The organism is Jeotgalicoccus marinus DSM 19772 (assembly GCF_000425825.1).
GTDB lineage: Bacteria > Bacillota > Bacilli > Staphylococcales > Salinicoccaceae > Jeotgalicoccus > Jeotgalicoccus marinus.
The window spans coordinates 21,634-34,004 of record NZ_AUEE01000004.1; the positions used below are offsets into that span (position 1 = coordinate 21,634).

General features: G+C 38.3%; 12 protein-coding genes. 1 reads left to right on the plus strand and 11 read right to left on the minus strand.

What is annotated here, in order from left to right:
• Positions 1–21: 21 nt before the first annotated feature.
• From H624_RS0101540 to H624_RS0101590, 11 genes are all read right to left on the minus strand, one after another.
• The gene (locus H624_RS0101540; protein ID WP_026866010.1) at positions 22–432 is read right to left on the minus strand and encodes an arsenate reductase/protein-tyrosine-phosphatase family protein; all 411 of its coding nucleotides are present in this window, start codon (positions 430–432) and stop codon (positions 22–24) included.
• The gene (locus H624_RS0101545; protein WP_235678860.1) at positions 425–1,474 is read right to left on the minus strand and encodes an L-threonylcarbamoyladenylate synthase; all 1,050 of its coding nucleotides are present in this window, start codon (positions 1,472–1,474) and stop codon (positions 425–427) included. Before H624_RS0101545 ends, H624_RS0101540 begins: the two co-directional genes overlap by 8 nt.
• Positions 1,467–2,321, minus strand: a complete 855-nt coding sequence (gene prmC / locus H624_RS0101550; protein WP_026866012.1) for a peptide chain release factor N(5)-glutamine methyltransferase — start codon at positions 2,319–2,321, stop codon at positions 1,467–1,469. Before prmC ends, H624_RS0101545 begins: the two co-directional genes overlap by 8 nt.
• The gene (prfA, locus tag H624_RS0101555) at positions 2,308–3,387 is read right to left on the minus strand and encodes a peptide chain release factor 1 (protein ID WP_026866013.1); all 1,080 of its coding nucleotides are present in this window, start codon (positions 3,385–3,387) and stop codon (positions 2,308–2,310) included. Before prfA ends, prmC begins: the two co-directional genes overlap by 14 nt.
• A 100-nt stretch (positions 3,388–3,487) precedes the next feature.
• Positions 3,488–3,748, minus strand: coding sequence for a type B 50S ribosomal protein L31 (locus tag H624_RS0101560; protein WP_026866014.1), 261 nt, complete (start codon positions 3,746–3,748; stop codon positions 3,488–3,490).
• A gap of 115 nt (positions 3,749–3,863) precedes the next feature.
• A complete protein-coding gene (gene rho, locus H624_RS0101565) occupies positions 3,864–5,156 on the minus strand; it encodes a transcription termination factor Rho (RefSeq protein ID WP_370545427.1) in 1,293 nt (430 codons plus the stop codon).
• A 160-nt stretch (positions 5,157–5,316) separates the two neighbouring features.
• Positions 5,317–6,588 (minus strand): UDP-N-acetylglucosamine 1-carboxyvinyltransferase, encoded by a 1,272-nt coding sequence (locus H624_RS0101570; RefSeq protein ID WP_026866016.1) that lies wholly within the window; start codon positions 6,586–6,588, stop codon positions 5,317–5,319.
• 34 nt (positions 6,589–6,622) lie between these two features.
• A complete protein-coding gene (gene fsa / locus H624_RS0101575) occupies positions 6,623–7,264 on the minus strand; it encodes a fructose-6-phosphate aldolase (protein ID WP_026866017.1) in 642 nt (213 codons plus the stop codon).
• Positions 7,265–7,435: 171 nt separating this feature from the next.
• Positions 7,436–9,037, minus strand: coding sequence for a CTP synthase (locus tag H624_RS0101580; RefSeq protein WP_026866018.1), 1,602 nt, complete (start codon positions 9,035–9,037; stop codon positions 7,436–7,438).
• A 127-nt stretch (positions 9,038–9,164) separates the two neighbouring features.
• The gene (rpoE, locus tag H624_RS0101585; RefSeq protein WP_026866019.1) at positions 9,165–9,677 is read right to left on the minus strand and encodes a DNA-directed RNA polymerase subunit delta; all 513 of its coding nucleotides are present in this window, start codon (positions 9,675–9,677) and stop codon (positions 9,165–9,167) included.
• A 73-nt stretch (positions 9,678–9,750) separates the two neighbouring features.
• Positions 9,751–10,581: a GNAT family N-acetyltransferase gene (locus tag H624_RS0101590; RefSeq protein ID WP_035855590.1), complete on the minus strand. Its 831-nt coding sequence runs from the start codon at positions 10,579–10,581 to the stop codon at positions 9,751–9,753.
• Positions 10,582–10,743: 162 nt separating this feature from the next.
• Here H624_RS0101590 and H624_RS0101595 point away from each other — a divergent pair, with 162 nt between their 5' ends.
• On the plus strand, positions 10,744–12,327 hold the full coding sequence (locus tag H624_RS0101595) for a BCCT family transporter (protein ID WP_026866021.1): 1,584 nt from the start codon (positions 10,744–10,746) through the stop codon (positions 12,325–12,327).
• The last annotated feature ends 44 nt before the right edge of the window (positions 12,328–12,371 follow it).

Sequence of the window (12,371 nt, forward strand, 5' to 3'; positions counted from 1 at the left end):
TACTTTCAAAAATTAACTGAATTATAGCTCTATTTTATCGAGATAGGATTTCAACTGCTCAAAAACTTTTTCATATTGCGCGACTGTTCCCCCAAAAGGGTCTTCCACATCAACCTGCTCACCTGTTGTATATTCTGACAGTAGATGTACATTGGCTTGTGGGTTTACAGATAAAATCATTTCTTTATGGTGTGATCCCATTACCAAGAGTACGGAATCTGTTAACTCATCCTCAGTAAGTGGTGTAGGTTTGTCTGGTGAAATAAGATTGTTTTTCTCTATAATTGCTTGTGAGTTTTCACTCGTATCATATGCCGTAACAAATAGACCGCTTGAGTAAATATTTGCTTCTGGATACTTTGTCTTCATATAGCTTTCACAGAGCGGGCTCCTACAAGTATTTCCTGTACACACAAAAATTAACTTAGTCATTTTGAATCACTTCATTACCTGTTGCTTTATAGATACGGTTCATCAAACCTTCAGATTCAGAGACTTTATCAAACCCATGTATGAAGATTGTGTCCACATCTGATGTATCCATAATTCTCAAGGCAGCGTATAGATTCCTTGCCGCCTCTTTATACGATGTTGTATCCCTACATAAACTAATAAATTGAATATCATCACTAATAAAATCCCTACATGTCTCTGGTGCAATTACTCCAACCTTCTGCCCACGTTCAATAGGAAGTTTAGTGTTATTTGTAAACCCACCTTCTATTACAATCAATGGTTGACGTGGTGCATAGTGCTTATACTTCATTCCAGGAGAGATGGGTTTATCATCCTCACTATGGAAATTACCAACATCAGATTCAAGTACCGCTTCTAAATCCGTTCTCGTAATTGCACCTGGACGTGCGATACGGTAAGGGAATTGAGTGCAGTCTAAAACTGTACTTTCAATACCAAAGTTAGCAGATTCACTATCAACTACACCGAAAACTTTATTATTTAAGTCGTCGATGACATGTTTTGCATTTGTTGGAGATGGCTTACCACTTAAATTGGCACTTGGTGCTGCTAGTGGCATATCTGCGTATTGAATAATCTTTCTTCCTACTGGATGGCTCGGCATTCTTACTGCTACTGAATTTAATTCAGCAACGGCATTAGAAGCTAAGTAATCTCCTGTTAAAGGTAAGATAAAAGAAATTGGACCTGGCCAAAATTGCTCCATAAGTTTCTTCACTCTGTCATCAAGTGGTGTTGTAAATGCTTCTAATTGAGAAATGTCATGGATGTGTATAATTAAAGGGTTATCTCCAGGGCGTCCTTTAGCATGAAATATTTTGTGTATGGCTTCATGATTCCTTGCATCTGCAGCAAGACCGTAAACCGTTTCTGTTGGAATGGCTACAACTTCTCCGTAGGTGAATGCTGTTTTAATCTCTTCTAGTTTAAGTGCTAAAGATTCTTGTTCATTTGGATCTGTTAAGTCACTTTCATTTATTTTCCATACTTTAGTCATCATCTTCACCCCATGTAAAGTGTAATATTCTATCTTGCTCGTTTATATCTTTTATAATTACGGGATTAGATATCTGTTTTATATCTTTTACAAACTCGAGTAAGGGCGCTCCCTGTGCATATCCAATTTCAAAATACACCCTACCGCCTTTTGTTAACACGTCATCTAATGTTAATATCATTTTTTTATAAAGCGCGAGTCCATCATCATCTGCAAACAAAGCTTGGTGTGGTTCATATTCAAGTACTGATGGTGTCATGAGGTGAGTCTCGTCTTCACTGACATAGGGTGGATTAGAGATAAGAACATCAAACTGACACCCTGATTCCTTTAGAGGTGTTAATAAATCACCTTGTTTATAGGTGACTTCCACACCTAGGTTCACTCCATTTTCTTTGGCTACACTCAGTGCCTCACTTGAAATATCTGTCACAGTCACCTTATTATTCTTCCAAGTCCTTGCCAAGGTTAGGCCAATTGCCCCTGTACCTGTACCTATATCAGCGACTTGTAAGCCATGATCACTTTCGTTTTTAAGGACATAATATACAAGCTCTTCAGTTTCTGGTCTTGGAATTAAAGTATCCGAGGTCACTTTAAAATAAGTGTCATAAAAGTAAGCTTCTCCAAGTACATACTGATAAGGTTCGTTCTCGTTCACTCTGTCTATAACTTCCATAAGGTAATCATAGTCAGCTTGTGGCATAGCATCATTTTCATGAATCATCAATTGACTTAAAGTTAGACCAAACATTTCCTCTAATAAAATCGATGCAATCCGAGTCTCTTGTCCGGATATACTTAAAGAGGCTTCCGCCTCTTTAAGTACTTCTTTATATCGTTTCATTGTTTAACTCTTCTAGTTTAGAGGTTTGCTCTTCGATAGCTAATGCTTCGATAACCTCGTCTAAATTACCATCGATAATCTGATCTAATTTTTGAATTGTTAGACCAATACGGTGGTCTGTCACACGATTTTGTGGATAGTTGTAAGTTCTAATTCGTTCTGAACGGTCCCCTGTTCCTACCGCACTCTTACGTTTTTCGGCATATTCAGCGTGTGCTTCTTGTTGCATCATGTCATATACTCGTGCTTTAAGCACTTTCATTGCACGCTCTCTGTTTTTAATTTGTGATTTCTCATCTTGTGATGTCACAACTGTCCCTGTTGGTAAGTGAGTGATACGTACTGCAGAGTCTGTCGTGTTAACGTGTTGTCCACCAGCACCAGAAGAACGATAGGTATCAATTTTAATATCTTCATTGCGGATTTCAACTTCTACATCTTCAACTTCTGGCAACACTGCGACTGTTGCAGTTGATGTATGAATTCGACCACCCGACTCTGTCTCAGGTACACGTTGAACACGATGCGCACCATTTTCGAATTTCAACTTAGAATACGCACCGTTACCTTGAATCATAAAGCTGATTTCCTTGTAACCTCCGTGTTCACTTGCTGAAGCATCTACTACTTCAATGCGCCATTTCTTATCCTCTGCATAACGAGAATACATTCTAAATAAATCTCCAGCAAAGATTTGCGCTTCATCTCCACCTGCTGCGCCGCGGATTTCAATAATTACGTTCTTATCATCATTAGGGTCTTTAGGGATAATTAAGAATTTCAATTGCTCCTCTAATTTAGGTAGTTCATCTTCAGAAGTTGAAATTTCTTCTTCTAGCATTTCAACCATTTCAGGATCATCTGTCTCTTTTAACATACCTTTAGATTCTTCAATTGTTTCTAAATGTCCCTTATAAACACGGAATACTTCTACAGTCTCTTGGATATCACTTTGTTCTTTAGAGTATTTACGAAGCTTGTCCGAGTCGCTTACAACATCTGGGTCACTTAAGAGCTCAGTTAACTGTTCGTATCGATTTTCAATTATTTCAAGTTGATCAAACATAAGAATACGTCCTTTTCTAGTCACTTTTTCATTTATTAATTATAGCATATATTGCACACAAAAAAACTGCACTGAGACACTCAGTGCAGTTGAATTTAACTTATTGTTCGTTGCTTGATTTAAAACCGAATTTTTTGTTGAATTTCTCAACACGTCCATCCGCAGATGCGAATTTCTGACGACCAGTGTAGAACGGATGTGAATCAGAAGAGATATCTAAACGGATAACTGGGTATTCGTTACCGTCTTCCCACTCCATAGTTTCGTCTGAAGTACGTGTAGATCCGCTCAAGAATTTAAAATTCGTAGTAGAATCTAAGAAGATTACTTTGTTGTAATCAGGATGAATTCCTTGTTTCATAATTTGTCAGCTCCTTTGCCCTGAACCATCTGGAACAGAGTTATTTGTGGTTATCACCACGCATTACTTTGCCATTATACATGTTCAGCATATAAAAATCAATATCTCTTTTAGATTAGATTACAGGTTTACCTGTCTTCTGAGAACTAATCATACGCTCTCTTAAGATATCGAAAAACTCTTCATTTGTTTTAGCTGTCTTAAGAATTCTTAAGAAGCGTTCTGTAAAGTCCGGTGAGTCAGTAAAGAGATTTCTAAGCTGCCATAGAACATCAAGTTCTTTTTTATCTAACAAGAGCTCTTCTTTCCGTGTGCTCGAACGGCTAATATCAATGGCTGGATATACGCGTCTTTCACTCAATCTACGATCGAGATGCAGTTCCATATTCCCTGTTCCTTTAAATTCTTCATAAATAACATCGTCCATACGACTACCTGTATCAACAAGTGCGGTAGAAAGAATTGTTAAGCTTCCACCTGCTTCTATGTTTCTTGCAGCACCAAAGAAGTGCTTAGGTCTATGAAGACTTGCTGGGTCTAGTCCACCAGAAAGTGTTCGTCCAGACGGTGGAATAACTAGGTTATATGCACGTGCAAGACGCGTAATTGAATCCATTAAAATGATGACATCTTCACCCATCTCAACCTGACGTTTTGAGTGTTCAAGCAATAGTTCTGCAACTTTGACGTGGTGTTGAGGAGGTTCATCAAAAGTGGAATGTACAACCTCAGCATTTTCAACGGAACGCTCTAAATCCGTTACTTCCTCAGGACGTTCACCAATGAGTAGTATAAACAACTTGACTCCAGGGTGATTCTTCGTAATTGCTTGAGCAATCTCTTTTAACAGTGAAGTTTTACCTGCCTTAGGTGGTGCAACGACCATACCACGTTGACCAAAACCAATTGGCGTGACTAAGTCCATAATTCGTGTGGACAGATCTTCAGGCTTATTTTCTAAGTGGATACGTTCATCAGGGAAAAGTGGAGTAAGTGCTTGGAAATGCGGGCGTTTTTTAACTTCCTCAGCGTTATGTCCATTAATAAAGTCAACCTGTAAGAGACCATAATACTTTTCATTTTCTTTTGGCTTTCTTACCTTACCAGTAACCTTGTCTCCTTTTTTCAACTCGAAACGGCGAATTTGAGATGCTGAGATATAAATATCTTTTTCACCTTTAGAAAAATTGACCGTTCGTAAGAAACCATATCCATCTTGTTGGATATCATCGAGTATGCCTTCCATGTAATAGTTACCGTCTTTTTCCATTTCAGCTTCTAGAATGGCTAGGACTAATTCTTTTTTATTCAGTTTACTGTAGTTAGACAGCTTTAGTTGTTTGGCGCGCTCGGTTAAGGCTTTAGTGGTGTTGTTCTTATAAAGCGCATCAAACGTTTCATATTTCATATCCTCGGTCTTTTGGTTATCAGACAATATTTCCACTTCCATTACTAATTTTATATTACAGTCTCATCTAAAACATAATTATATTACCGTTAGACAGTAGCATTGTCAAAACTTTTATAAATATAAGCGCCGTAAGAATAAAGACTAGAATCCTTGGATTCTAGTCTTCCTCTTCTACTGTATCACGCCAAATATCTGCACCTAGTGCTTCAAGTTTCTTAACAATGTCTGCATAACCTCTGTCAATATGGTTTACATTGTGAATTGTTGTCACACCATCTGCAAGTAATCCTGCAATGAGTAGTGAAGCACCCGCTCTTAGATCACTTGCATATACTTCTGCACCCTTTAGGTCAGATGGGTAAATCAAGGCACTGCCACTTTTCTTGTCAATGTGGGCATTCATTCTCGCTAATTCATCAACATGTCTAAAGCGCGCAGGATAAATTGTCTCTGTTATCTTACTTACACCATCTGCTTTAAACATTAGTGGCGTAATCGGTTGTTGAAGATCAGTTGCAAATCCTGGATAGACTTGTGTCTTAATAGATACGGCTTTGTACGATTCCGGTTTATTAATGATGGCATAGTCATCACCGATTTCAATATCTACACCCATTTCCTCTAACTTAGAAGTGAGAGATTCCATGTGTGTTGGAATGATATTGTTTACTTTATAATCCTTACCTGTCGCGGCACCAACAACCATATAAGTACCAGCTTCGATGCGGTCAGGAATAATATTATGCATTGTGCCATGTAAGGACTCAACACCTTCGATACGAATCGTGTCTGTACCTGCACCTTTAATATTCGCACCCATATTATTTAATAGTGAAGCGACATCAACAATTTCTGGCTCCTTGGCTACATTTTCTAGAGTTGTACGGCCTTCGGCACAGCTCGCAGCTAACATCATATTGATTGTTGCTCCAACAGACACAACATCAAAGAATATTTTGGCGCCCACTAATTTCTCTGCAGTTAAATACATTGCACCATGTTCATTCGTGACCTTAGCACCAAGGGCTTCAAAGCCTTTGATGTGTTGGTCGATTGGTCTAGGCCCGAGCGGACAACCGCCTGGCAAGCCGATGACACATTTTTTAAAACGAGATAGCATTGCACCCATCATGTAGTAAGATGCTCTTAGTGACTGTACCTTGTTGTTTGGTAACGGCATATTTACAGCTTCTTCTGCATTCACTTCTAAGGTTGTTCCATCTAATTCTGTTTTAATATTTAAGTCATTTAATAAACTCATCAGTGTCTTTACATCACTAATTTCTGGCAGTCCTTCAAGCTTTACAGAACCTGTACTTGCCATTAAAGATGCCGGTATAAGTGCGACTGCACTATTTTTGGCACCGCTGATGTTCACTTGACCTGTTAAATCAGCACCACCGCGGACTTTGATTACTTCTTTAGCCATAGCTTTAGCTCCTTGTCTTTGGTTTACTAAGGTCTTATTTTTGGTTCCAGTCATTAAGGAATTGTTCAATACCTTTATCAGTTAAAGGATGTTTCGTTAATGTTTTAATAACTTTGTACGGTACTGTAGCAATATCTGCACCACGTAGTGCGGCGCCGTGCATATGACCTGAGTTACGAATTGATGCTGCTATAATTTCTGTGTCGATATCATGGACTGCAAAAATTGCTGCAATATCTTCGATTAACTGTAGGCCATCTAAACCGATATCATCTAATCGTCCAATGAATGGTGAAACATATGTCGCACCAGCACGAGCTGCGGTTAGAGCTTGTACTGTATTAAAGACTAAAGTGACATTCGTCTTGATTCCCTCTTCTGTTAATACTTTAACTGCTTTCATACCTTCTTCAGTCATAGGGATTTTAACAATGATGTGCTCGTGTAATTTAGCGAGTTCTCTACCCTCATTAATCATACCCTCTGCATCTAATGCAATGACTTCTCCACTTACAGGGCCATTAACAAGGTCACAGATTTCAACGAGTCTATCGTGAAAAGAAATATCTTTTTCCTTAGCTACTAGTGATGGGTTTGTTGTTACACCACTTAAAATCCCCCACTGATGGATTTCTTTAATTTCGTCCATATTTGCTGTATCTATAAAAAATTTCATTTTGTATCCTCCAAACAATTTTATGTTAGCTCCATTATAAGTTAAAGCTCATTAAAGTGACAATGCTTTACTATTAAAGGTTGATTTAAATTTGATTAAAATCACGATTTAACCCATAAAGGTAAAAACTCAGCTGAAGACTCTACTTAGAATTTTCAGCTGAGCTTAAACTTATTCGTTGTCTAAAGTTGCTTGAATCAAACCACTAAATAGTGGGTGTGGACGTGTTGGTCTTGATTGGAATTCTGGGTGGAACTGAACAGCCATGTAATATGGGTGGTCTTCTAATTCAATCATTTCCACCAATCTACCATCTGGTGAAGTCCCACTAAACACCATGCCATGTTCTTCCAGCTGTTCCTTATAAGCATTGTTGAATTCAAAACGGTGACGGTGACGCTCATTAATTTCATTTTGCTCATAAAGTGCCTCTGCCTTGGTTCCTTCTTTAATCACACATGGGAAACTACCGAGGCGAAGAGTACCACCAAGAACAACAACATCTTTTTGATCCGGCATTAAATCAATGATTGCGTATGGTGTATGTTCATCTAATTCGGAAGAATTTGCACCTTTAAGGCCTACTACATTACGAGCAAATTCAACTGATGCGAGTTGCATGCCGAGGCAAATACCTAAAACAGGCACCTTGTTTTCCCTCGCATATTTAAGCGTTAAGATTTTACCCTCTATACCGCGGTCACCAAAGCCACCCGGTACCACTATACCATCGACTTCTCCGAGTATTTCCATATAGTTTTGCTCAGTCACTTCCTGAGAATTAATCCAGTGGATATCAACGTCTGCATGGACTTCATAACCTGCATGACGCAGCGATTCTGCTACAGATAGGTAAGCATCCTGTAGTTCCACGTACTTACCAACTAAACCGATTTTGATTGTTTTATCAATTTTACTTAGGTTATCAAGTAAATGCTTCCAATCAGTTAATGCCGCTTCACCCTTAGATTCAAGTTTCAGGTTTTCAAGAACCAAATCATCCATATCTTGATCTTGCAATGACATCACAAGCTTATATATTGTTTCTTCATCTTTTGCATTGATTACGTTTTTCTCTTCGATGTCACAGAACAATGCAATCTTATCACGTAAATCTTCAGTCATCGGATATTCAGAACGAACAACAATCATGTCAGGGTGAATACCTAAACCTCTTAGTTCCTTAACACTATGTTGAGTTGGTTTTGTTTTCATTTCTCCAGCTGCTTTAATATAAGGCAGCAATGTACAGTGAATGAACATAACATTATCTTTACCAAGGTCACTTCGTAACTGACGAATTGATTCAATAAACGGTAAGGATTCAATATCACCTGTTGTACCGCCTATCTCTGTAATAACGATGTCAGCTTGTGATGAATCCCCCGCTTTTTTAATGCGTGATTTAATTTCATTTGTAATGTGAGGAATCACTTGCACTGTACCACCTAAATAATCTCCGCGGCGCTCTTTTTGAATGACTTCAGAGTATACTTTACCAGCAGTGACATTAGAGTACTTGCTCACATTAATATCGATAAAACGCTCATAGTGCCCTAGATCTAAATCAGTTTCCGCACCATCTTCTGTGACGAATACTTCACCATGTTGATACGGGCTCATCGTCCCTGGGTCAACATTTAAGTAGGGATCAAATTTTTGAATTGTGATTTTAAAACCTCTATCTTTCAATAAACGTCCTAGTGAAGCTGCTGTTATTCCTTTACCTAAAGATGACACCACGCCACCTGTTACAAAGATATATTTAGTCATAGTCTTCCTCCTGCATAAAATAAAAATAGCTCCCTTTCACAAATGTGAAAAGGAGCACGTTTACTAGTCCCAATTTAAGGGAGCCCAATTAAAATATTATCACTTTCAAGAAGAAAGTCAATAATTATTAATATGCATCTGCCTCGTCATCATATTCATCTTCAAGCTTTTCTTTGTCGTCGAATTCCAACTCATCATCGACTTCAGAATCGATGGCTTCTTCATCATCATCTTCTTCAGTTTCACCATGAAGTGTGCCATCAATTTCTTCCTGGTCTTCACCTAGTTCCTTGGCACCAGGGTAATCTTCTTCTTCATCAATATACTCATCTTCAGAAGCAATCTCAATCTTATGGATGGTCGGTGCAATCTTATCATTGATATCATCCACGGCATACCATTCACGTAAGCCCCAAACACCTTCACCTGTACTTAAGAAACGACCGTCAGTGTTTAAATCCGTATAGAATTGTAAGATGCGGTCTTCAATTTCACTTTCAGTATAATTCCCAACTTCTTTAAATTTATCTACCATTTCATAGAGGTTAGTATCTTCGCCTTTATCTTCTAAATAAATGTGTGACATATCAATAAATGAATTTTCGTCCATCATTTCCTTAGTATAACTGTCCAGTCTCATTTACGTCATCCTTTCAAGATGTAAATACCTTAGGATATAATACAAATATTTTACTAATGTTTCAAGAGCTAAGTTAGTATCTCACCAATTTCCGGTAATAATTCTCATCTTCAGCATCATGAGGGTGAACAAATCCAGCACCAGTAAACAGCTTTTCTAAGCCCGTATTCGTCACGTTAACTTCAGCAATCTCAACATCTTTCAAATATTTTCTAACTATTGTAGCAAACTGCCTTATTGCGCTCTCAGCAATCCCTTTTGAACGATGCTTCTCCTCAACATATATATGTTTAATTTCCAGTACTTTACCGTTTTTAACCGTATCAATATAGCCTGCAACTTCCTCGCCTAGCATGAGATTGAATTTCAGTGTAGAAGCAGACACGTCACTTGCCAAATTGATTCTTAAGTTCGGTACATAATTACGGTCTAAATCTAAATAATATAAACGTTCCTTACCAATAGGTCCTTCTTCCTTTGTTGCAGTGTGTAAGAACCCTGCTCTTTCGTATAGATTCCATGCCCCTTGATTCTCACCATCAACAACTAAGTATAAATGCTCAAACTGAGAAAAGTTTTCTTGTACATAAACCGGTAATAATTGAGCCACTTTCGTACCGTAACCATTTCCTTGATATTTTTCATTGATGGATAAAGACCTCACGTAAACCACCTCATGCGGCGTATCATACCCTTCGTGTTGATAATGTTTATGTAGTACAAAAAAACCAACAACTTTTCCATCATCTGTGACAACCACATTGGCAGTTCGATCTTTATCTTCTAGAGCTTCATTTAATACATCTAATGGTAAACTAGAATAAATTTGTTGCTTGTCACTTAATTCATAGGACTGAAGTGCGTCCTTATCACTTTCATTGTACTTTCTCACTTTAATGTCCATAATTTTCCCCTTTTTGACAAGATTCTATAGTTTGCTATTATAAGTCCATACCCTCTCTAGTGACAATTTAGACATTAACACAAAATTTTCCAATTCAACGTTTCATGTCGTTATTGCCGGGTAGTAACTTTGTATACTACAAATATATTAGGAGGAACTTTCGTGACAAACGAAGAAAGTACAACTACAAAGAGTCAGGAAAACCAGGATCAACCGGAAAAATTTCAGTTTAATAAGCTAGGCGTCGTTTTCTGGACTGCAGCTTCAATAATCATTGTAGTGTCTGCAATTGCCATGATTATTCCAACTCAGTTCCAGGTCGCTTCTGAAAATGTCTATGCTCTTATCTCAGAAACATTTAGTTGGTTTTTCTTACTCGTTGTATTTGGATTCGGTGTATTTCTATTATTTCTTGCCCTATCACCTTATGGCCGCGTAAAACTCGGTGGTGATAATTCCAAACCAGAGTTCTCATTTTGGGCCTGGGTCGGAATGCTATTTTCAAGTGGGCTAGGTGTTGGTTTAGTATTCTTTGGTGTCGCAGAGCCTATGGAACACTTTATGACCTCACCATTTTTAGGTGGTCCAGTTGAGGATGCCGAAGCCGCTAGACTCGCGATGGGTTATACTTATTTCCACTGGGGAATCTCCCAATGGTCAATATTCGGGGTAGCTGGTCTATCAATTGGTTACTTCCAATTCCGTAAAAACCGTGATGGTTTAGTCTCAACTGCTTTAGAACCACTATTCGGTATGGATTACAATCAAAAAGCACGTAAAGCAATTGATATATTAGCAATCATTGCAACTGTAACGGGTATGTCGACTTCTGTTGGTTTAGGTATTATGCAGATGGATGGTGGTTTAGATATCGCCTTTGGTGTTCCATCAGGACCATTAACTCAAATCATTTTGACAGCAGCTATGACAGGTCTATTTATATTTTCAACAGTAACTGGACTTAAGAAAGGAATGAAATTCCTTTCCAGTTTAAACATGATCCTTGCACTTGTCTTAACCATTTTCATTATGGCAGTTGGACCATTTACATTCATTATGGAAAGTATTATTCTTGGGCTTGGTGACTATTTGACAAACTTTGTTGGCTATTCATTACGCATGACACCATATGCAGGTGGTACTTGGGTTCAAGACTGGACAGTGTTCTACTGGGCATGGGTAATTGCTTGGAGTCCATTCATTGGTTCATTTGTTGCCCGTGTATCTCGCGGTCGCACGATTCGTGAATATGTACTGGGTATTCTGATTGTCCCACCAATGCTATCTTTCCTATGGGTTGGCGCCCTCGGTGGTACAGCAATTTATTCAGATCTTATGAATAATACAAATATTGGACAAATCGTTCTAGATGACCAAACGCAGGCGCTCTTCGCCTTGTTTGATACCTTACCTATTTCATGGTTTACATCTATTGTTGCGCTCCTGTTAATCTTTACTTTCCTAGTAACATCAGCCGATTCAGCAACATTTATTGTTTCGGGAATGAGTATTGGTTCAACAGAGAATCCACCAATTCGACTTAAAGTCCTTTGGGGTCTATTGCTCGGATTGTTGACTATCGCATTAATATTAGCAGGTGGATTAACCAGCTTACAGGCAGCTTCACTGTTAGCAGGTCTACCGTTTGGCCTCATACTAATCTTGATGATTGCATCAGTTTCTAAAGGATTAAGAAGAGAACCTAATAATGCAATGAAACGTAGACAAAAACCAAAAAAATATTAAAATAGAAGAAACGTTAATAACAGCGCTCATAACTTTGAGCGCTG